The following is a 24,182-nucleotide window of genomic DNA, read 5'->3' as shown; positions in this document are numbered from 1 at the left end:
CTGCCGCTTTTATTCAATAAAAAATTCCGTAAACAGCTCTAATTTAAGGATAAAAATCGACATTTTACTGGTTCCGGCTGGTTTCATTAATGTTCGTGCTCTCCTGAATTCACTAGTTTCGCATTCACGAAAAAGGCGCCTTTCACCACAATCTTTGCATTGTCCGGAATACTTCCTATCGGAGTTATCGCGGTATATCCCATATCAGATGTTCCTTTTACCACTTCTATTTTTTCAAAGTTTAAGGTTTTCGGATGGGGCTTTCCTTTTTCTTCGTGTTCTTCTTCCGCTTTTTTATCAGTCTGAATAAACACGTAGTATTTTCCGTCTGCTTCTACAATGGCTTCTGTAGGAACTGCCGGGGTTGTACTTTTATCAAGGCTTACAATTCCGGTGATATTCATTCCGTCAATCAGTCCGGATTTGTTTCCGATCACTTCGCAATGCATAGAAATAGTTTTGCTTTCGTTCTCAAAAGAAGATCCTATGCTGTAAATTCTTGCGTCGTATTCGGTTTCCGGATTGTTGGTCAGTTTAAAATGGACAATCTGTCCTACTCTCATTTTAGGAAGATCTTTTTCAAACACCTGAAGATCGAGATGGATAGAACCGTTATCAATCACTGTAGCTACGGGAGAAGAGATATCTACATAACTTCCGATCTGCGCTGTAATACTGCTGATCGTTCCGCTGATAGGTGCTGTGATCACCAAGCCGGATTTCATATTTCCATTGTTTACCTTCCCAGGACTTATTCCCATCATCTGAAGCTGTTTCAACAGGGAAGCCCTTTTTGTTCTTAATGTTTTAAGCTCAGCATCGGCACTCTGAAGGTTTTTCTTCGCTCCTGCATCATTATCAAAAAGCTCTCTTTGTCTTCTGTATTCCTGTTCCGCATAAGTAATCCTGCTATTGGTAGTCAGATAATCTTCCTGAAGCTGGATATATTCCGGATTGGCAATGGTGGCAATAACCTGTCCTTTTTTCACGATACTTCCAACCTGAATATTGATGGTTTTGATAATTCCTCCGTACAGCGAAGTAATGGTTGCTTTATTACTGTTGGGAACACTCAGCAGACCATTTGCTTTTATGGTAGAAGTGAGCTCTTTCATTTCTACTGTTCCCAATGCAACTCCTACAGACTTCATCTGATCTTCTGTAAGTGAAGCTATCGTCGCCGGAGCTTCTTCATGTGCAGATTCTTTCTGCTCTGTCTTTTCAGGAGCCTTTTCTTCTGCTGCTTCTTTTTTTCCACAACTTGTCAGTAATAGTGAAATCAGGATAAGGGGTATGATATTATATTTGAGTTTCATATCTAAGAATGTATTTTGTCTGATACTGTATTTCAGCGCTTTCATATTATTTATTAATGATTGAATTAATGGTCACTACAGATTGGTTCACCTGCTGGATAGATTCGAGGTATTTCAACTGAATATTGGTAGCCGTCTGGAGGGCAAAAAGATATTCCACATAGGAAATTTCTCCTGTTTTATATCCTAACTGGGCTGCTTTTACAATTTTCTCAGCATTAGGCAAAGCCTGACTTGTATAATAATCATACTGCTGAATATCCTGCTGGTATTGACTGAAAGCATTGTCCAACTGTGCTAAAAGTTGTTTTTGCTGCATTTTCGCATTGGTTTCTGCAACCTGCCTGTCATATTCCAGAGCCTGAATTCTTGCTTTTGTAGCGCCAAACGTCAAAGGAATAGCTACTCCTACTGTTGCCGACTGAAAACGTTTTCCTGAATTATAAAAATTTTCCTGTCCGTTAACAGTATGGAAACCTATCAAAGACTGATTGGTATATCCTAAGCTGAAATCCGGTAGTCCGAGAGATTTTTCAACTTTCTTATTTTTTTCTGCAATCTCCATTTCCTGATAAAAAGCTTTTACTGTAGGATTGTTGGCAACCACAGCACTGTCTAGTACATTTTCTGCTTTTAAAGGAGCATAATCTTTATTAAACGGAACTTCAAGATCTTCTGACGTATTCATCAGAGTCTTTAAATTCTTGTAGGCGTTATTCAGATAAACTTCATTCTGTCTGAGTAGCAGATCAATTTCTCCTTTCTGGGTTTCTGCCGTACTAATTTCTATTTTCTTGATATCACCTGCTTTGAATCTTACAGTTGCAATTCTGATGAATTCCTCATAATATTTGTCCAGACTGGTCAATTGGGCTTTATTATACTGGAGATATTCAATCTGATAATAATAAGTACGAACCTGTTTTATCAGTTCATTGGCTGTGATTTCTTTATCAATCTGTTTACTTTTAATATTTTCATTGATTAAATCTTTTCTTGCTTTAAACAGCGTGGGAAAAGGAATACTTTGTGAGATAGCAAACGACTGGTCAAACTTCGGGCTGTTGTACTGTCCAAGCTGGGCTTCAAAACTTAACTTGGGAAGTTCTTTTGCGGTGGGTCTTAATGCTTCAGCTGATTTAATGCTCAGATTTTTTGACTGTAAGGTTAAATTATTACTCACCGCCTGCTCTACCGCCTGTTCCACAGAGATAGGTCTGGACTGTGCATTAAAAGTCTGTCCCAGCATCATGAATCCTACAACAAGAACAGCCGTAATTATTCCCGTATTATTATTTTTTCTTTTCAAAATCTTTGTGTTAAAAATGATATACAGCATTGGCAAAACAAATAATGTAAGGAATGTTGCGGTTACCAGCCCACCAATTACTACTGTAGCCAAAGGTTTCTGTACTTCAGCTCCGGCTCCGGTGGAAATAGCCATTGGTAAAAATCCTAATGAAGCTACCGTTGCAGTCATCAATACAGGTCTTAATCTGGTTTTCGTTCCTTCAAATACTCTTTTCAGAATATCCGTTTCGCCGTCTTTTTCTAATTGGTTGAATGTGCCTATTAAAACAATTCCGTTAAGAACCGCTACTCCAAAAAGGGCAATAAATCCGATCCCCGCACTGATACTGAACGGCATATCTCTCACTAAAAGCGCAAATACACCACCGATTGCACTCATAGGAATGGCTGTAAAGATCAATGCAGCCTGTTTGAATGAGCGGAAAGTAAAATACAACAGCATAAAAATAAGAAGCAGTGATACCGGAACAGCGATCATCAGACGTTTGCTCGCTTCCTGAAGATTTTCAAACTGTCCTCCGTAGGTAAAGTAATATCCGGAAGGAAGTTTCACTTTATTTAGTTTTGCCTGAATATCTTTCACCACACTTTCCACATCACGGTCTTTTACGTTGAATCCGATGACAATTCTACGTTTTCCCTGCTCACGGCTGATCTGTGCAGGTCCAAGTTTATAACTGATATTAGCGACCTGTGATAATGGAATCTGTGCTCCTGTACCGGAAGTAATCATCAGGTTGTTCACATCTGAAATATCAGTTCTGTGAAGACTGTCCAGACGGACTACGAGATCAAAACGTCTTTCATTTTCAAAAACCTGTCCGGCAGCTTTCCCTGCAAACGCTGTACTTACCGCATTGTTAACATCTTCAATATTTAATCCGTAATTGGCAATTCTTGTTCTGTCATATTGTACGTTGATCTGTGGAAGGCCACTTACTCTTTCAATCTGAGGGGCTGTAGCTCCGTCCACTGTCTGAATGATTTTCCCAACTTTATCCGCGTATACCGATAAAGAATCCAGGTTTTCTCCAAAAATTTTCACAGCAACATCCTGTCTGATCCCTGTCATCAGCTCATTGAAACGCATTTGAATAGGCTGGTTTTTCTCAAAGAATACCCCAGGAATCGTTTCCAGCTTTTCGCTGATCTCATCGGCCAGTTCATTATAAGATTTTTTGGTTTTCCATTCGCTTTGCGGCTTCAAAACTACAATCATATCGGTTGCTTCAGGTGGCATCGGGTCTGTAGGAACCTCAGCGGAACCCGTTTTTCCGACGACCATTTTCACCTCATCAAACTGTTTGATAATTCTTGATGCCTGCATGGAAGTTTCTATACTCTGACTGAGTGAACTTCCCTGTGGTAAAATACAGTGAAATGCAAAATCTCCTTCCTGCAGCTGTGGAATAAACTCACCACCCATATTTTTAAAAATAAAAGCGGAGATCAGAAAAACGACAGCTGTTGCCGAAACAATGATATATTTTAATTTGATTGCTTTCTGTAATAATGGCTGATATATTTTTTGCAGACGGTTCATCATTTTATCGGAGAAGGTTTCTTTGTGGGATATTTTCTTAGATAAAAACAAGGCACTCATCATTGGAATATAAGTCAGGGATAAAATCAAAGCTCCCAGAATAGCAAATCCTACCGTTTTTGCCATTGGCGTAAACATTTTTCCTTCCACACCTGCCAATGTAAGAATCGGGATGTATACGATAAGGATAATAATTTCTCCGAAAGCGGCACTGCTTCTGATCTTCGATGCAGAAAGGAAAACTTCTTCATCCATTTCAGACTGTGTCAATGCCCGGGCAGATTTTCTTATGCCTAAATGATGCAGGGTTGCTTCTACAATAATTACGGCACCATCCACAATCAATCCGAAGTCTATGGCTCCAAGGCTCATCAGATTGGCACTTACTCCGAAAACATTCATCATTCCCAATGCAAACAGTAAGGAAAGTGGAATGGCTGAAGCAACGATAAGTCCGGCTCTCAGATTTCCCAGGAAAATTACAAGAACGAAAATAACGATCAGAGCTCCTTCGATGAGGTTTTTCTGTACGGTATTGATCGCTCTGTCTACAAGATCGGTTCTGTCTAGAAATGGCTCTATAATGACATCATTCGGAAGAGACTTCTGAATAGTAGGAATTTTTGCTTTGATATTGCTGACCACTTCATTACTGTTGGCTCCTTTTAACATCATCACTACTCCACCTACTGCATCTACTTTTCCGTCATACGTTAATGCTCCGTAACGAACGGCACTTCCTAAGCGAACATCAGCAACGTCTTTTATAAAGATAGGGACACTTCCTGTTTCGTTTTTAACCGCAATATTTTTAATGTCTTCAAGAGAGGTTACCAATCCGATTCCACGGATGAAATAAGCGTTAGGTTTTTTATCAATATAAGCTCCTCCTGTATTCTGGTTGTTTTTTTCAAGGGCTGTAAATATTTCCGTAATGCTTGTTCCCATTGCTTTTAACCGATTGGGATCAATAGCTACTTCATATTGTTTTAATTCGCCACCAAAACTGTTGATCTCTGCCACTCCCGGTGTTCCGTTCAACTGTCTGCGAACGATCCAGTCCTGCATGGTGCGAAGCTCTTTGGCATTGTATTTCTTTTCACTTCCTTTTTTAGGATGAAGAATATACTGATACACTTCTCCAAGACCTGTACTTACAGGAGCCAGCTCTGGAGTTCCTACTCCTTTCGGAATTTCTTCCACTGCATTTTTCAGCTGTTCATTAATGAGCTGTCTGGCAAAATACACATCTACATTTTCTTTGAACACCACGGTAATTACAGAGAGTCCGAATCTTGAAATACTTCTTGTTTCCTGAATATCGGGAACATTGGCAATACTCTGCTCAATGGGAAAGGTAACCAACTGTTCTACTTCCTGTCCTGCCAATGTAGGACATACGGTAATAATCTGTACCTGGTTATTGGTGATATCCGGTACAGCATCTATCGGTAATCTGGTGGCACTCCATGTTCCCCAGATGATCAGCACCAACGTCATTAAACCAATGATCACTTTATTTTTGATACTGAATTTTATGATTTTATCTAACACGATTTATATTTAATTTTTATTGAAAAGTGAATGCACACAGTATAAAATACTGCAGCAAAAATATCCTGAAAACCTCTGCAATGGTATTGCAAAGTTTCAAGCACAGTTAAGTATTAGAAAGCATAACTTTCTAAAAGTCAATAAAAATTAAATTTTAGGAGGCTGCCAGATAGGATCGTAAATCTGATAGGCAAAGTCGTTTTTGTGGAATAGGATCTTCTTTGAAAAGTAAGCAGGAATCTGCTTCGGAATTTCCAATAGTGGATCCATCTTAAATGCTGAAACTGTCATCTGGCAACAGCTACAGGCACACAATGGAGAACATATATCTCCTTTTTCTGTAGAATGGGTACTATTAATACTTAATGAAATCTTATTACCACCTGTATTCAATGGATGGGATGTGTCTTCACATGGCATCAATGAGAGTGCCATGAAATAAATTGCCAGTATCCATCTTAAGAGGTTCATTGTTACAAAGGTAGAGATTTTTTCTAAAGTTAGGACCTTTCTCTACATAAGCGGCTCATAAAAAGGTATAAATTTTAGCTTCAGTTTGTTTGACAGAATAAATTTTAGTTAAAAAAAATCCACCATATAGATAATTACAACAATAAAAAACAATAAAACAAAATATTTATTAAATAAAATACAATACATACTAATTTATATTAAAAAATATTAATATTAAAAACAATTAATAAAATAAATAACATATTTTTATAAATTTGCAAATTGAAAAATCAACAGGGATATTTTATTAATTGATAATAAAATTATTATTAAACACGACACCAATTGCCGCCCTGCGATTATATTTTTACAAAAAAAATTAATTAATAATTATGAAAACACAATTATTTTCGATTGCACTGTTAGTATCATCATTTACTTTCGCACAAAGCTGGAATATCACAGGAAATTCAGGGACAAATTCATCCAGTAATTTTATTGGAACTACAGATAACCAACCATTAATTTTAAAGTCTAACAATATTGAGAGCATTCGGATTAAGCCTAATGGAAACGTGGGATTAGGAACTACAAGTCCCGACGCTAAATTGCATGTAGCTCAGGATAATATAAATAACCAAAATTTGTCTCTGGGAAAGTTTACATCTATAGGACAAACCGGTGGTAGTGCTATAGTCAGTTTAGCATATAATAGTACTACTGCTAATCTGGAAGTAAATTCTACCTACTCAGGCAGTGGCTTCAGGTATGGAACTTATGGTGACTTTAATATTGAAAATGAGATTACAACCCCGGATTTTGGAGCGATTAATTTTATTACAAACAAGAAAGTACAACTTGCCATTAAACCCAATGGAAATGCTTCTTTACAAGGTAAACTTGAAGCCAAAGAATTAAAAGTAACCCTAACTCCTACTGCTGATTTTGTATTTGATGAAAAATACAATCTCCCAAAATTAGAAGAAGTTGAAAAACACATCAAAGAGAAAAAACACCTTCCTGAAATTGTTTCTGCTAAAGTAATGGAAAAAGAAGGTGTAAATGTAGGCGAATTCCAGATCAAACTATTACAAAAAATAGAAGAACTTACATTGTACTCAATTGATCAGAATAAACAAATAAAGCAACAGGCAGAACAGCTGAAACATCTTAAGGATGAAAATGAAGTTTTAAAAGCCCAATCTGCTAAAATTGAAAAGCTTGAGCAGCAGGTTCAGAAATTATTATCCACACAAAAATAACCACAAATGAAAAGAAAATTACTCTCACTATCATCACTGATGATAGGATTCTTCGGCTTTTCCCAAACCGAAGTTTATTTCAAATATGACGAAGCTGGAAACCAGAGATACAGAGGAATCGATGCTGCAGCAAAAAAAGCCGAAGAAATTGTTTCAAAAGAGTCAAAAGTAGCAGCCACTACAAGAGAAGTTGCTGTTATTGATGAAAAAGCATTCTTGAAACAAATACGTCTGTATCCCATTCCCGTTAATGATTACCTTACCATAGACTGGACAGAGGAAGTGGACGGATTAATAGAATCCGTTTCATTGTATCAGCATAGTACGGTTCATTGGAAATTCCAGCAACAGAATATCCCAGACTTAAACCGCCAGGTTAAAATTAATATGACAAGTTATGACTGGGGAGTATATGTTGTGCGCTTCACGCTAAAAGACGGCAGAATTTTCAGTAAAAACATCACCAAACGATAAGAATAATGAAGCTTTACGATAAGAAAATACAATTATTTTCATCATTCATACTGTCATTATGGTCAGTAATGGGCTTTTCACAGACCATACTATATCAGGCAGAAAACACCTCAAGAACGGTTCAGGATCCTCAAACAGTGGTGTTAGCACCAGGATTTCAAGCTAAAGCCTCCATTTCTAATCCTTTTGTAGCCAAGATAGGTCCGGCGACAGAGAATCCGGGAGGAGGTCCTGCAGATTCAAATGCGGGCGCAACTAATCCATCGGGAACAAAAGAGGATAGTATCAAATTTCACGATACAAAAGGAAGTATCGAAGTAAATGGTAGCGGTCAGCTACAGTTTACTTTACCGATTGCTTTACCTCCGGGAGTGAAAAGTGTAGCACCTCAGATTAATCTTGTCTACACCAGCGGGGCAGGAAACGGAATTGCAGGATACGGATGGACCCTAACCGGAATTACTTCCATTTCCAGAACAGGAAAAACGATTGAGAAAGATGGACAAGTTAAGGGAGTTCAATTAGACTATTCCGACTATTACAGCTTCAATGGTCAGAGATTAATTTTGAAATCTGGTGAATATGGAAAAGATGGAGCAGAATATGTCACTGAGAAATACTCTAACATTAAAATTAAATCGACAGGAAATAATCCGGAGCAAAATGGACCGCTTTATTTTGAAGTAACTTTTGAAGATGGCTCCCAAGCTTGGTATGGAATTGATACCGGCAGAACACTCACTGAATATAATATTACCAAATGGAAAGATACTCAAGGAAACTATCTTACTTATGAATATGATAAGCAATATTTCGGAGGTGGATGCACCATTGATATAATGACTGGACAACTGGACTGTACAATTGCAACAGATGCCAATACCAGTCTTTTAAAAAAAATATCCTGGGGAGGTAATGAAATACTGGGCAAACCTCATTTTAATAACATAGAATTTAATCATATTGACAGGGCTTTTAGAGAACAATCATACTTACAAGGTCAATATTTTGTCCAAAATAAGCTTTTGTCGGGAGTTAATGTCAATGTAAACGGAAATCAATTTAAAAGATATGGTATTGATTATTCGAAAGATGCAAGTAATTATCAGTTTATTGATAAAATAACAGAATATAACTCTAAGGATGAAGCTGCTAACCCTATCGTTTTTAAAAATGAAGTCGATCCTGAAGTAACCAATATTTTCCAACAAAATGACAGATATGATGAAATTTTTGGGGATAATATTATCTCGGGAGATTTTAATGGAGATGGAAAAGTGGATTTCGTAAGAGGAAATACCATAATGCTTGGAAGGCTAGATGGGACAGGAAATTTTGTAAATATTAATTTTGCAGGAGAAATAGTTGGAGCAGTAAATATACCCAAAGAAAATAAAATCACCTCTAGACAAGCTATAGTAACGTCAGAAATAGATTATCAGAATAAAAAGGTACAATTCAGAACATATGCTTTGGAAGAAAATAATACACTTAGTCTTATTTCAACGAACGAATTAGATGTGTCTAGCTACCCCAATCTTGTTACCTCAGCTCCTTATGAATATAGTACAAGTAATTGTTCCATCAATAAATTAGAATACTTTCAAAAAGTTAAAGAAGGTGATTTTAATGGAGATGGTATATCAGAAATACTATATTCTTTAAATCAAACTACAACTTCTAAATGTAGTGGCAATACTGATACAAAAACAAAAAATGAGTACTTTTACATTGATCTGAAAACAGGATTAAATAGGAATATAACATCTTTATTTACAACGTTCACCGAGTATGATGATAACGGCAAATTAATTATCGTCAATTCTTATGACAGAATAGTTATTGCCGATGTTGATAATGATGGTAAATCTGATCTGTATATACCTGATGAAAATAAAATTTCTGTTTATACATTAAGTAATAATGCTTTTAATAAGCTCTTTGATTCAAATTTGGAATCTCTAAACAGGTTGTATTTTGGTGACTTTAATGGAGATGGAAAAACAGATATTATTGCTCCTATTGCCAAAGGCTCCCGGGAGTGGAGACTATATATATCTACAGGTAAAGGATTTATAAAACATTATTATTCTAATTTATACTTATATGAACCAAGCTGGCAGGGCGCTCCAAGAAAAAATAGAAATATTACCAGAACTTATTCTACATCAGATTTGAATAAAGATGGGAAAAGTGATTTTATTGTTTTTGAATCACAGGTATTTGCCCGTAGCGAGGCAAATTGGAATGACTGGAGCTCAAGTTATGGATTTGAATATTTCAAAAATGACGCAATAGACAATCATGGAAAACCTATTTTTACCAGAGCCTACACTATTTTACCTAAAGAAATTGACTGTAAGGAATGTGAAGATCTTAATTTTTCCGGTTATGGTGAGCATTACATTCCTTTGTTTGGTTCTTTCCGTCTATCACAGATTAATACTGAATTTGCAATTATTCACAAGACAAAACTAATCACTTGGGATTTGGGCAATAAACTGAATGTAGTTTCCCGAATAAAATCCATAACCCAGGCAGGAATAAAAACTGATATAGAATATTCGAAACTAGTGAATGATGGAATTATTTATAAATCTCTTTACAGTACAAATCCAGTAACTTATCCATTTGTAAATATTATAGAAAACCTCAATTATTATGTCGTTTCTAAACTTACGCAACTTGGGAGGAAACAAATATTCCGCTATAGAGATCTCATCGGAAATCTTCATGGAAAAGGAATGATCGGTTTCAGACAAACTGCCAGATCTGTATTTTTTACAGAATGGCTTATGAATGATAAGAAAATCTGGAATGGCTCTGAGATAGATCCAATAAACGAAGGTTTACCTAGCAAGGAATGGAGTATAAGAACTGCATATGAATCAGAAGCTTTTCCTTCAGATATTTCATTAAACAACAATCAGCTATTATCCTTCAAGCAATATAACTACAAAATTGATAAACTTTTAAACGGAACACTCGTTACGAACGTTTCTAATATTGATAAGAATAAAATTGTAACGGCAATAAACCCAACCGTTACGATTTCAAAGGACTTTTTAAAAAACATAAAAACAATTCATATTGTAGAAGAATATGACAACTTATTTTTACCTAAAAAATCTGTAACAAATATCAATGATGGGTTTTCTATTTTAACATCCAAACTGGAATATTACCCTCCTAATACAACACCCGGAAATAATTATAGTATTGGAAAACCAAGTGTAAAAACGGATATTATTCAAGCATATGGAGATATCAAATCTGCTAAGGAAGAATATACTTATGATAGTAATCTGTTGAAATCTCTGAAAATATGGAACAGAGAAAATACAGAATATGTATTAGAAAGTTATAATCATGATGGGTTTGGAAACATCACAAAGAAAACGATAAGCAACAGTACTGACTCTCAGGAACAAAAAACTGAATCAAAATATGATAATCTGGGAAGATTTGTGGTTGAGAAAACTGATAATCTGGGGCTAAAAACCAACATTATTTATAATGACTGGGGATTGGTTGAAAAGCAAACTGATGCACTTGGAAATGTACTTACCAATGAGTATGACAGTTGGGGAAAATTAGTAAAATCCAAAACTAACCTTACAGGAATTACCAGTTATGAATATATAAAAGACAAAGAATATAATTCTACAGTGATTCAGTATGATCCCGATGGCAATATTTCTAAAAAATATACAAACAAATGGGGACAGGATTATAAAACATCTACAAAATCTTTTGGACAGGGGAAATATATTTCCAAACAGACTCAATATGACGGTATTGGAAGAAAACTTAATGAATCCGAGCCTTATTTCGAAGGGCAAAATCCAACCCAGTGGAACACGATTTATTATAATGATATATTCTTCCCTGCTAAAGTGACAAGTAAAGCATTTAATGGAAAACAGACAGAAATATTCATCTCAGGAAACACTATTACAGAAAAAGAATTAAATGGCTATGAAAGAGCCACCTCCAAAACAACAGATGCTTTAGGAAATATTATATCCAGCATTGATATGGGAGGAACGATCAACTTTTTTTATAACGCTGCAGGAGAGCAGATTAAAGCTCAATATGCAGAAAATGCAGTTACTACTAAATATGATTCTTGGGGAAGGAAATCAGAATTTAATGATCCATCCAACGGAACCTATCAGTATGAGTACGATGGCTTTGGACAACTTAAAAAGACCATAAGCCCAAAGGGGACTAAGGAGTACACTTATAATAACTTAGGGCAGTTGATTTCTCAAAAGGAAATCTCTGCAACTGATGGAGGCCAAGCCACTAATAAACTAATTTCTTTTGCTTATGATGACAAAGGAAGAATAATTTCAAAATTCGGAACATCTAAGGGAAAAGCTTATAGCTCAAAGGTTTCGTATGACCCTCAGGGTAGACTATTATCTTCATCCGAAAGCAGTAATGGAAAATATTTTATCCAAAAAGGGATTATTTATGATGATAAAGCCAGAGTAACCTCTTATGAAAAGCAACTCTATTCTTCCGGCGTCCTTACTAAAGTTCAGATTGAGAATGTTTACAGCGCTTGGAGCGGTGAGTTGTATCAGGTTAAAGATAAGTTATCAGGTAAGATATTGTGGGAACTTAAAGAAACCAATGCCAAAGGACAGGTCCTGAAATCTAAACTAGGAGCAGCAGATATTAACAATATCTATGATGACAATGGTTTCCTAACAAATGTTAATCATTCCTCACAGGTAAAACCAGGCATTCTGCAACTCTCCTACTCATTCGATGCGATCAAAAATGAATTGAAGAGCAGAACAACAGGAGGAGATTTTAATATTAATGAATCTTTTGATTATGATAATAATAACCGTTTGGTAAACTGGACAAATCCGGTAACAGGAATCAAGCCAACGACGAACAGAAATGTCTATGACATCAAAGGAAGAATTACCCAAAACGATCAGGTAGGAACGATCAAGTTTGAAAATTCTGCTAAGATCTACCAGCCTACCGGAATGACCCTTAATGCAGCCGGAGAACAAAATTATAATAATGATTTAATACAAACCATTACTTATAATGAAAACAATGACCCTGTATTTATTGATGGAGTGAAGGGAGACGCAGCCTTCCAGTATGGCTTAACTTCAATGAGACAAAGAGTAACCTATGGCGATAATTTCAGCATTGATGGAGATGGTAAGTTCACTAAGTTTTATAGTGAGGATGGGAGCTTTGAGGTGGTAAAAGATAATACAACCGGAAAGGAAAAACATCTTATTTATATTGGTGGGAACCCGTATGAATCTAATATTGTATATTTAAAGAACTTTACAGAGAATACCGGTTCATATAAATTCCTGCATAAGGATTATATTGGAAGTATTCTGGCGATCAGTGATGAAACCGGAAACAAATTGGAACAGAGACACTTTGATGCATGGGGTAGTTTCACCCATCTTCAAATAGGAAACGGAGCCATCATTAGTGACCAAAATATCATTCTGAACTTGTCGAAGGATCTAGTTATAGATCGCGGCTATACCAGCCATGAGCATTTTGCAGAAATAGGTATCATCCATATGAATGGAAGGTTATATGATCCATTATTAAGAAGATTCTTAAATGCCGATGAATTTATTCAGGATCCTTATAATACTCAAAATTATAATAAGTATGGCTATGTAATGAACAATCCTCTGATGTTTAACGACCCTACAGGAGAGATCATGGGATGGGATGATGCATTAATTGCGATTGGAATTGCTATATTTACATCTACTGCAACAGATTATTACCTGAACAGGCCTATAAACATAGGGAATATGTTCCAATCTGTAGTGATGTCACTGACCTCAGCAGGTATCAGCAGTGCCATTGGAGATGTTTTCCTTGCAGGAACTAAAGTAGCAGAAAGCTTAGAAAAGGCTGGAACTATTATTGCTAAGGCCGGAGCTCATGCCATTGCCCAAGGGACATTATCTTACATGCAGGGAGGAAACTTCTGGAGCGGAGCTTTAAGCGGAACCTTTGCAAGCGCGTCTAATGATTTGTTAGATCTGGCTGTAAAACATGTAGGAGAAAATAATATACTAAGAAGCGACGGTTTTGCTCTATTCAATGGAGCTGTGAGTGGAGGTGTTGGTTCTGTACTTGGAGGTGGAAACTTCTGGGTAGGAGCCGGACAAGGACTTATAGTTACAGCCTTTAACTATCTTAAACATAAACCAGAAAATGGCCCGAAGCCTAAAAAAACAAATTATGAACAGATTAAAACCGTACTTGATGCATTAGGGTTAAATATGGCAACAAAAGAATCTATTTTAGAGTTTGTATCCAATGCTGATGATTTAGGAAAAGCAGGAAAACAATTTAAAAAAATAGTAGGAAAAGCAGGAAAACTTTTAGGCGCTGCATCTGTCGTGACCGCAATAACAGATTATATCGAAACTCCAACGACTGGTGGCATATTAAAAATGCTGGTTACCTCTACAGCTCTTACAGTATCTGTAATCGGAACAGGAGGTACAGCTACCACATTTGTAGGTTGGGGGTTAGCTTTTTCAGACGCTTCAGGCTTTTCCGATTTTGCTTATGGTCAAATAGGGAGCGCAATCGACAAATATTTTAATGGAGGAAAATCTTTAGGAAAAGCCATGTACAAGAGTATCGAAAATACCATTAAACCCTTAATTAGTAATCAAAAGCTTAATTTTGCACACTAAATGAAATACTTTTTATTTATACCTTTTATGATCTATCAGTTTTTAAAAAAGCGAAATAAAACTGATAGTGATGCTTATATGAATAGCATTCTTGTTTTTTTTATCTATACATTCCTCTATACTTTTTTTTTAATCCCTCAAAGTGTAGATTTTGTATTTATTATAATCAATAAAATTTCTACTATTCTGGGATTTTCAACGAATAATAAGTTGGTGAAATATGCCTTTTTCATTATATTAACAATACCCTTTTTTGCCTTTATCAGAAAAAAAAGGTTAGATACCATAAAATTTAATGACTTTGAATATAAAATAGCTTACGTGCTCACAGGTTTTATCCTCTGGTTTCCTATAGCTTTGTTTATTTTTTTACTTATCAAACTTTTACTGGTTGATTAGAATGTACTATAAATTTGTAAGCTATGGGTTTCATCCCATTGACTAACCCTGAAAAAGATTGACTAATTCATTAATAATTTAAATATACTTAAATCAGAATAGGGAAATTCCTATTCTGATTTTGTCTTTTATAGGTTTTAAAAATAAAAAACCACCGCAATCGCAGTGGCTTAAAAAATCAAATCTAATTATAAGTAGGTCTCCTTATAAGTTTGGGTTGTTTTCAGCTTCTCTCTGTGGAATACTGAATAAATAATAATTGCTATTTGGAGTGAAAGCAGATTTATCTGGAAAATCAAGAACAGAATGCCCTTTACCGTCTACTGTTTTCACTGTTCCTTCTGGTGTAGTGATCTGAACTTTTATAGGTTTGCCATCAGCATCTACAAACGGTTTTCTTGCTACTGTCCCCTGCGTTCTGATAATATCTGAAAGGGAAAACCCTTCTCCAAATAATTCCTTTCTTCTTTCAATCAAAACTGCTGCTACAACCTCATTTTGTGATAACGAACCATTGTAAATATTGGCATTTCTGGCTGATTTCAACTGGTTTAAGACTGTTACTGCCTGAGAAACATTTCCGTTTCTGGCTTCAGCTTCAGCTTCAATCAGATACATTTCAGCCGCTCTCATGTAAACAATGTCCGCAATAAGGGTGGGTTTAAATTTAAACTTGGCATACCTCAGCAATCCTTCTCTTCCTTTCTGCCCGTCCCATGAAAACAACTGGTATCTGATGTCATTGGTATCAAAAAGATCTTTAAAATAAGGATCCGCCATAAAACTGTAATAATAACTTCCTGATGAAGAAACATCCAGATAATGGAAGGCATAACTTTCATCGGACTGTTCCTGGGTCTGTGCATGTCCCCAGATCCATTCAGCATTATTGATATCATTGAAGCCATCTTTATATTTCTCCGGAGCCATTAGAGAAAAACCTTCTCTTGCAATTTTTGCAGATGCTGAAGCTTTGCTCCATTCACCCGTATTCAGATAAGTTCTTGCTAAAAGTCCGTTCACAACAGAACGGTTGATCTTATCCTTATTGTTCCTCGTATAATTTTTCAACAGATTATCGGCATCGATAAGATCACTTTTAATCAATGTATAGATTTCTTCAAGACTTGCTCTTTTCTTCCCTACCGTGCTTGTGGTGGAAGGTTCAGTATAAATGGGAGCTGTCAATGCTGACTTATCTTTCAGATAGCTAAATTGGTAAAAGCTCGCCAGATTCAGATAACAGAAAGCACGCAATGCTTTTGCCTGTCCTTTCACCTGATCTTTTTTCTCCTGACTTCCTTCTGTTCCATCAATTCTTGTAATAACATTATTCATATTATTGATGGTTGAATACAACATCGTCCAGATGAACAAAGGTCTGCTTGCCGTACTGTTCACCATTTCTGTAAAAGCATAGGTAGAAGCAAAGCCATATTTATTGGCCAGTACCGCTACATCACTTCCCATGGCATCACTAGCTCTTAAAACAGTGGAATACCCGATATTGGCATAGGTTGTTCCATCATTATTAAATTTTGCCCAAGTACCATTCACCACTGTTTCGGCACTTTCGGCTGTTTTGAAAACTTCTACGCTGCTGGCCTGATCAGTCGGAGCAGTATCCAGCTCACTTTCACAACTTGCCAGCGACAAAAATCCGATAAGAGCAAACGATAGATATTTTAATTTTTTCATTGTTTCAATTTTAAAGGTTAAAGTGTTGCCTGAAGACCAAAAGTGATCGTTCTCATTGCAGGATATCTGTAATACGTTGTTCCGTCCAACGCCTGCTCAGGATCCATTCCCTTATGTTTGTAGAAGGTCAGAAGGTTTTCTGCCTGGATATAAATTCTGAACTTTTTCAATCCTATTTTCTCAAAATAATCTTCCGGAAGGGTATATCCTAAGCTTACATTTTTAAGTCTTGCATACGTTCCGGAGTATAGGAATCTTGAAGACGTTGAGGTCCAGTTATTCGTTGTTGTGCTCAATCCTGGAACATCTGTATTAGGATTTTCAGGAGTCCATCTGTTCAACATTTCTGCACTCCAGGCACGTCCTCCCGCACTTCCGTTATGCATAATGGAAGTATAATCGGTATCCAGAATTTTCCCACCGATTTTGAATGTCAGTAATCCTGAAAAATCAAAATTCTTATAGGTAATACTTGTACTGATACCTCCGGTCAGTTTAGGTAATGCGGAACCTTGTAAAAGTTTTGTAGCTTTTGAATATTCCGAAGTAGTTCCTTCAACTGAATTTCCGCTGGCATCTGTAGAGACCGTTTTCCACAATGGCTTTCCATTGCTTGGATCTACACCCACCCATTCCGGAATAAAGAAATCATATACAGAACCTCCTACGGTTAATAACTTGCTTCCTACCACAAGAGAACCTCCTGGTAATTTGGTCACTTTATTATTTAAAGTACTCAGGTTTACATCTACATTCCACTGGAAATTATCATTCTTAACGGGAGTTGTGAATAATGAAAATTCAAATCCTGTATTCTGAATTGTTCCGATATTCGCCGGATAATCACTGATTCCCAACGACGGCGCAACCGGCATATTAAACAGAAGATCCTGGCTTTTTCTTTTGAAGTATTCGATATTTCCTTTAACCCTGTTATTCAGAATCGCGAACTCCAATCCTACATTCAAATTAAGGTTCGTTTCCCACTTTACATTATTGGTAGACGTTTTTTCAAGGGTTGTTCCCGGTTCTCCACCAAGGCTGATAAATCTGTACAACTCCTGATAAGCATAATAAAGCGGCTGCCCGTTAGGTCTAAGTAATTTATCATTTCCTTGTCCTCCGTAGCTGGCACGCAATGTCAATTGATTAAAGACATTCAGGCTTTTCACAAATTCTTCATTTGAAATCTTCCATGAACCTCCAACAGACCAGAATCTCCCCCATCTGTTATCCTTCGCAAACCTTGAAGAACTATCTGCTCTTCCTGATGCAGATAAAAAGTAAGTATTGTTATAATCATACTCTACCTTACCAAGGAAACTCAATAAACTTAATTTATTACTGTTTCCACTGAAACTTCCAAGCAGAGAAGCAGCATCCGGCTCATAGTAATAAGGCAGTGAGAACTGACTTCTTGTTCCTGAAATAGTTTGATAATCGTATTTATAGAATTCATGTCCTGCCAGAGCATTTACGTGGTGCTTCCCAAATTTCTTATCGTATGTCAGAATATTGCTGGTTGTATAAGAAAGTGTTCTGGTATTGGTTTTCGTTACTGAACCTCCAATCTCAGCGCCCTGCCCCAGCAATGGATTCGAATAATAATGTCCGTTATAATTCACCAAATCAACAGAAAAACTCGTTTTGAATTTCAACTCCGGTAAGAAAGTGAATTCCATGAATCCTTTTCCTGAGAAATTATCTTCTTTATTTTCGTTTTTATCTAATGGCAGAGTTGCAGCTGCATTCTGATTCTGAAGCGCATTGGTAGGTCTATACTTTCCAAAATCATAAATCGGATTTCCATCAGCATCCAGAATATAAGTTCCGTCTGCATTTCTTTCATAATAAGGATAGAATGAAGGAATAAATCTTGCGGCATTGATGATATTGCTGGCCTTAGAATCTGAAGAAGTCGGCGCCTGTTGAATACTGTTTGTATAGCTTAAGTTCACCCCAACATTCAGCCATTTTTTTACTTCAGAATTGATCTTTAATCTGGTATTATATCTTTTAAATCCTGATTCAATCGCCATCCCTTTATCATCCAGATATCCCAATGAAAAGAAATAATTACTTTTTTCACTTCCTCCGCTGATATCAAGATCTACCTGATTTCTTGAAGCCACTCTCTGCAGGATATCTCTCCAGTCGTCATTCCAAAGTGGTGATGCACCTGGTAATAGTTTTCCATCTGTTCCTACTGGTTTTGGATAAGCAGTTCCGTATGGATTGATCCCAAGGGTGGATACAAGATTGTCTGTTGCCATCTGAGCTGCCTGTTGAGAAGACACTTTTCCAGACTGGTATCCGTTTCTCAAAGCTTCCCAATATAATTGAAAGTATTGATCTGTATTTACCTGTTCGTAATCTTTTACAGCTCTTCCTGAGAATCCCTGACTGATATTAAAATTAACTTTCGCTTCTCCTTTTTTACCTGATTTTGTGGTAATGATGATAATCCCGTTTGCTCCTCTTGATCCATAAAGCGCACTTGCTGTAGCATCTTTTAAAACACTGATGGATTCAATATCACTTGGGCTTATAGAGTTAATATTTCCGTCAAAAGGAATTCCGTCTACCACATATAACGGATCGCTGGAAGCGCTGATTGAACCGATTCCTCTGATCCTAATGGTAGAAACCGCACCAGGCTGCCCTGAAGAGCTGGTCGTCTGAATCCCGGCAACCTGCCCTTCCAATGCTTTAGTAATGTTGGTTACAGGTCTGTTATTGATTTTATCGCTGGAAATTGTAGCAACGGAACCGGTATAGCTGTTTCTCTTAGCTTTTCCATAAGCTACGACTACAACTTCGTCAATTTCTTTTTCATGAAGACTATCCTTTTTCGGCTTGGAATTCTGCGCATGTACACTGGTAACTCCCAGAAAAAATGCAGCAACCGGAGGAATCCAGGCTTTTGAAGTGAATAAGTTTTTGCTAATCATAATCAATTTTATTTATCATATATTAAAATTTTGCCCTTTGCAGAAAAGTCAGCAAAGGGCATCGATAAATACGACAAACCAAATGCTTATTTTTCCTTAAAAGGCTGAACGTAACACCTTGCCCAATGGGTAGGTTGTCAAGATTTCATAGGGTCAGTTCCCTCCATCTTTCTTTATAAGCCGATCGAAATATGGTTGCAAAGCTAAAAACTTTTAGTCTACAAAACAAGTAGACTTATTATTTTTTCATGATAAATTTTCAAAAATTAACATAAGATTTTAATAAAACCCATTACACTAAGGAGTTGCCTCCATTATCATTTTATTAAATATGACAAATATCATTATTAATAATCCAATTGAATAAAAAGTAATCTGTGCTGAAATTTTTGATCATTAATTAAAAAAAGTTTTTAATTTTATAGTATGAAAGTTTTAATAATAAACGGACCTAACCTCAACCTGTTAGGCACCAGAGAGCCTGAAATCTATGGAAATGTTTCTATGGAAAGCTATTTGGAAATTTTAAAATCCGAGTTTCAATCTCATGAATTAAAATATTATCAGTCAAATATTGAAGGAGAGCTTATCAACAGGCTTCAGGAAGATGACTTTGATGCCGTCGTGATTAATCCAGGAGCTTTTACCCATTATTCTTATGCAATAGCTGACTGTTTGAAAAACATTAGAAAACCAAAGGTTGAAGTTCATATCAGTAATATCTACAAAAGAGAAGAATTCAGGCAGAAATCTGTGACAGCAGCTAATACGGATGCAGTTTTATCTGGTTTTGGAATGGACGGATATAGATTGGCTTTATTAAGTTTAAAATAATTTTTCGATTTATATTCTTCCTATAGATTGCACAGCATATATAAAAAATAAAAAGCCTCATCAATGATGAGGCTTTTTGTATGCTATTAATAACTATTAGATAGTTTGTTCCTGTAATTGAGGTCCTGAAGCAACTAATTTCTTACCTTCCTCAGTATCACAGTACTGTTCAAAGTTCTTGATATATCTTGAAGCAAGATCTTTTGCTTTTTCTTCCCATTCTGAAGCACTCTCGTAAGTATCTCTAGGATCTAAAATACCTGTAGAAACATTTGGCAATTCAGTAGGAATCTCAAGGTTCATAATTGGAACCTGAGTTTTAGGAGCATTATCGATAGAACCATCAATGATTGCATCAATGATTGCTCTTGTATCTTTCAGAGAGATTCTCTTTCCAGTGCCATTCCAACCTGTGTTCACCAAATAAGCTTTAGCACCATGTTCCTGCATTTTACCGATCAATGTTTTAGAATACATTGTTGGGTGTAATGTAAGGAATGCTTCCCCAAATGCCGGAGAGAAAGATGGCTGAGGTTCAGTAATTCCTCTTTCTGTTCCTGCCAATTTTGATGTATAACCGCAAAGGAAGTGGTATTGAGCCTGATCTTCATTCAAGATAGAAACCGGAGGAAGTACTCCGAATGCATCTGCAGAAAGATAAACGATCTTTTTCGCATGACCAGCCTTAGATGGTAATACAATTTTGTTAATATGATAAATTGGATAAGAAACTCTTGTATTTTCTGTGATAGATCCGTCTGTATAATCTGCTACTCCATTGTTCACAACAACGTTTTCAAGAAGTGCATCTCTCTTGATGGCAGCGAAGATATCCGGTTCTTTTTCTTCTGATAAGTCGATAACTTTAGCATAGCATCCACCTTCATAGTTGAATACTCCGTTGTTATCCCAACCATGCTCGTCATCACCGATAAGGTATCTTTTCGGATCTGCAGACAAAGTAGTTTTACCTGTTCCTGAAAGACCAAAGAATAAAGCTACATCACCTTTTTCTCCTACGTTAGCAGAACAATGCATTGAAGCCATCCCTTTTAATGGAAGGTAATAGTTCATCATCGCGAACATCCCTTTTTTCATCTCACCTCCGTACCATGTACCTCCGATGATCTGTAGTTTTTCAGTAAGGTTGAACATGATGAAGTTTTCAGAATTCAATCCTTGAGCTTCCCAGTTAGGGTTGATTGTTTTAGAACCATTGATTACTGTGAAATCAGGTTCACCAAAGTTTTCAAGCTCATAGTGAGAAGGACGAATAAACATATTAGTAACAAAATGCGCCTGCCATGCTACTTCAACGATAAATCTTACTTTAAGTCTCGTATCTGCATTCGTTCCGCAGAATGTATCTACTACATAAATCTTTTTAGATTCAGCAAGCTGGTTCAGCACTAGTTCTTTACAAGACCCGAAAATTTCTGCAGTAGTAGGTAAGTTTACTTTACCATCCCAGAAAATTGTATCTCTTGTAACATCATCCTGAACAATATATCTGTCTTTAGGTGAACGACCTGTGAAAATTCCTGTTTTTACTGATACCGCGCCAGATTCTGTAAGTTCAGCTTTCTCAAATCCCTGATTTTCAGAAGAAACTTCAGCCTGGTATAATTCTTCATAAGAAGGATTGTACACTACTTCATAGTTTCCTTTAATCCCTAATTTCTCTAAATCCTGGATGATTTTAGTGTTTTTCATTTTACTTATATTTTCTATTTCTTTATTGACTTCAACAAAAATAATATTAATTATTTGTTAAAGGTGGTTTAAATATACTGATATAAGTCAGAATGACAAATAAAAAAACAGGATCGTAAGGGTTTGATTATAAATCAATTATATTTTCCCACTCAAAAATAGTTGTAAAACCTTTCTCCCAAAAATAGTCTTTAAAGCCCCCAAATTTGGCACTCATTACAAAATCTCCCCCCCATGCGCCTAAACTTTTGACAAAAGAAGGGCAATCTGAGAAGAATTTTTCTTTAACTGTGGATATTTCAAGAAAATTAGCAATTTTACGCTCATGAATTATCATTAATTCGGAAAATTTTTCCAATTCATTGCATAACATTATTTTTTTTGTGATATCTGAAAATTCATTTACCAATTCCGGAGACTTCTTTTTTGATTTATAAAAATTGATTCCTTCTCTGCTATCCTGCTTCTGATTTAAATGAATAAAAATCAGTTCATTTTTAAATGTAGGATTGAAATCTACCTTCTCATATTTAATCTCAGGTTTGCTTTGGAAAAGAACTGCAGACTTTTCTTTTGCAACTGCGATATCATATCCACTCCCTCCCAAACTAATGGTATTAAGATGAAAAGGATCAATTTCTGCCCATTCTGCAAGATTGTTCATCAAAGTAGAACTGCTTCCAAGGCCATAATCTGCAGGAAACTGAAGATTGGTTTTTAAATGATAAGTAAAATTGGAGTTGAATTTAATATTAGAAAGCTGCTGAACATTCTTTAATGTTTTAAGAATAAATTCAGCGCTTGATGGAATATTGGTTTCTAAGATCTGCCAGTTTTTATAATCAATGACAGCCTTCAACCAGAGTTTATTTTGATGATAAGCTTCCCAAAGAATAAGTGACTTGTCATCTTCTTTTTCTTCAAAGAAAAACTCTTGTCCCAGCTTGGTAGGTACCGCTAAGACAAGAGCTCCATCAATTGCGAAATATTCTGAAGTAAGCATAAGCTTGCCCGGTGAAAATATCGCGTTCATATATTTTTAATTAGATTGCCGAAGCAGCATCTACTGATCCGTCAATTTTTTTGATCAATCCCTGAAGGGTTTTTCCTGGTCCTACTTCTACAAAGTTAGAGGCACCATCTTTAATCATATTCTGAACAGATTGTGTCCATTTTACAGGACCGGTAAGCTGAGCGATCAGATTTTGTTTGATCTCGTCAGGATTTGTTACCGCTGTTGTAGTGATATTCTGATATACAGGAATCGTTGCTTTTCTGAATTTTGTTTTTTCGATAGCTGCTGCCAGTCTTTCCTGTGCAGGCTGCATCAATGGTGAATGGAAAGCTCCGTTTACCGGTAATAACAATGCTCTTTTAGCTCCTGCTTCTTTTAATTTTGCACAAGCTTCTTCTACTGCAGGTGTTTCTCCTGAGATCACCAATTGCCCCGGACAGTTATAATTTGCAGGAACTACAATTCCGCTAATCTGTGCACAGATTTCTTCAACCTTAGCATCATCTAATCCTAAGATAGCAGCCATAGAACTTGGATTGGCATCACAAGCGTCCTGCATGGCTTTTGCTCTTTCGGAAACTAATTTCAAACCGTCATCAAAGGATAAAACTCCGTTGGCAACCAAGGCTGAAAACTCTCCTAAAGAGTGTCCTGCAACCATTTCAGCACCAAGACCGTTTACGGCTTTTAATGCTGCTACTGAATGTATAAATATTGAAGGCTGGGTAACCTCTGTTTTTTTAAGATCCGTATCCGTTCCGTTAAACATAATGGAAAGAATGTCGAAACCTAAAATTTCATTGGCAGATTCCATCAGATCTTTAATATCTTTTCTAGAATCATACAATTCTTTTCCCATTCCTACGAACTGAGAACCCTGCCCTGGAAATACAAGTGCTTTCATGTATTGAATTAAATATTATGCAAATATAACTATAAT

12 protein-coding genes and 1 riboswitch are annotated in these 24,182 nt (G+C 36.3%); of the genes, 4 read left to right on the top strand and 8 right to left on the bottom strand.

Translation table 11 applies throughout. From position 1 onward, the window contains the following. Positions 1-86 precede the first annotated feature (86 nt). The 3 genes from ACLMCG_RS13790 to ACLMCG_RS13780 form a co-directional block, all read right to left on the bottom strand. Positions 87-1,316 carry an efflux RND transporter periplasmic adaptor subunit gene (locus tag ACLMCG_RS13790; protein ID WP_413959944.1) on the bottom strand — a complete coding sequence of 410 codons (1,230 nt, stop codon included), beginning with the start codon at positions 1,314-1,316 and terminating at the stop codon, positions 87-89. A gap of 46 nt (positions 1,317-1,362) precedes the next feature. Further along, complete coding sequence (locus tag ACLMCG_RS13785) at positions 1,363-5,724, bottom strand: CusA/CzcA family heavy metal efflux RND transporter (RefSeq protein WP_413959943.1); 4,362 nt, start codon at positions 5,722-5,724, stop codon at positions 1,363-1,365. Positions 5,725-5,871: 147 nt separating this feature from the next. Continuing rightward, a complete protein-coding gene (locus ACLMCG_RS13780) occupies positions 5,872-6,195 on the bottom strand; it encodes a DUF6660 family protein (RefSeq protein WP_413959942.1) in 324 nt (107 codons plus the stop codon). Between the two features lie 374 nt (positions 6,196-6,569). Here ACLMCG_RS13780 and ACLMCG_RS13775 point away from each other — a divergent pair, with 374 nt between their 5' ends. The 3 genes from ACLMCG_RS13775 to ACLMCG_RS13765 are packed head-to-tail and all read left to right on the top strand — an operon-like array spanning position 6,570 to position 14,632. Continuing rightward, the gene (locus tag ACLMCG_RS13775) at positions 6,570-7,439 is read left to right on the top strand and encodes a cell wall anchor protein (protein WP_413959941.1); all 870 of its coding nucleotides are present in this window, start codon (positions 6,570-6,572) and stop codon (positions 7,437-7,439) included. 6 nt (positions 7,440-7,445) lie between these two features. After that, positions 7,446-7,913: a hypothetical protein gene (locus ACLMCG_RS13770; protein ID WP_413959940.1), complete on the top strand. Its 468-nt coding sequence runs from the start codon at positions 7,446-7,448 to the stop codon at positions 7,911-7,913. Positions 7,914-7,918: 5 nt separating this feature from the next. Next, positions 7,919-14,632: an RHS repeat-associated core domain-containing protein gene (locus ACLMCG_RS13765; RefSeq protein WP_413959939.1), complete on the top strand. Its 6,714-nt coding sequence runs from the start codon at positions 7,919-7,921 to the stop codon at positions 14,630-14,632. 603 nt (positions 14,633-15,235) lie between these two features. On the opposite strand, the gene ACLMCG_RS13760 is transcribed toward ACLMCG_RS13765, so the two are convergent. Together ACLMCG_RS13760 and ACLMCG_RS13755 are read right to left on the bottom strand one after the other, a co-directional pair. After that, positions 15,236-16,729, bottom strand: a complete 1,494-nt coding sequence (locus ACLMCG_RS13760) for a RagB/SusD family nutrient uptake outer membrane protein (protein ID WP_413959938.1) — start codon at positions 16,727-16,729, stop codon at positions 15,236-15,238. A gap of 17 nt (positions 16,730-16,746) precedes the next feature. Beyond that, entirely contained in the window at positions 16,747-19,680 is a 2,934-nt protein-coding gene (locus ACLMCG_RS13755; RefSeq protein WP_413959937.1) for a SusC/RagA family TonB-linked outer membrane protein, read from the bottom strand. Between the two features lie 83 nt (positions 19,681-19,763). Further along, positions 19,764-19,862, bottom strand: a riboswitch (SAM riboswitch). A gap of 244 nt (positions 19,863-20,106) precedes the next feature. On the opposite strand from ACLMCG_RS13755, the gene ACLMCG_RS13750 reads away from it, so the two are divergent. Then, positions 20,107-20,514, top strand: a complete 408-nt coding sequence (locus ACLMCG_RS13750; RefSeq protein WP_223598490.1) for a type II 3-dehydroquinate dehydratase — start codon at positions 20,107-20,109, stop codon at positions 20,512-20,514. Between the two features lie 96 nt (positions 20,515-20,610). Here ACLMCG_RS13750 and pckA read toward each other — a convergent pair whose 3' ends face one another. From pckA to fabD, 3 genes are all read right to left on the bottom strand, one after another. After that, positions 20,611-22,227 carry a phosphoenolpyruvate carboxykinase (ATP) gene (pckA, locus tag ACLMCG_RS13745; protein WP_079240179.1) on the bottom strand — a complete coding sequence of 539 codons (1,617 nt, stop codon included), beginning with the start codon at positions 22,225-22,227 and terminating at the stop codon, positions 20,611-20,613. A gap of 127 nt (positions 22,228-22,354) precedes the next feature. After that, positions 22,355-23,260, bottom strand: a complete 906-nt coding sequence (locus ACLMCG_RS13740; protein WP_223598489.1) for a GYDIA family GHMP kinase — start codon at positions 23,258-23,260, stop codon at positions 22,355-22,357. A gap of 10 nt (positions 23,261-23,270) precedes the next feature. Further along, on the bottom strand, positions 23,271-24,146 hold the full coding sequence (gene fabD, locus ACLMCG_RS13735; RefSeq protein ID WP_413959936.1) for an ACP S-malonyltransferase: 876 nt from the start codon (positions 24,144-24,146) through the stop codon (positions 23,271-23,273). Positions 24,147-24,182: the final 36 nt, after the last annotated feature.

The sequence above is a fragment of the Chryseobacterium sp. S90 genome, assembly GCF_047444895.1.
Lineage (GTDB): Bacteria > Bacteroidota > Bacteroidia > Flavobacteriales > Weeksellaceae > Chryseobacterium.
The sequence above is the reverse complement of the archived record's forward strand: the minus strand, read 5'-3'. Positions and strand labels throughout refer to the sequence as shown.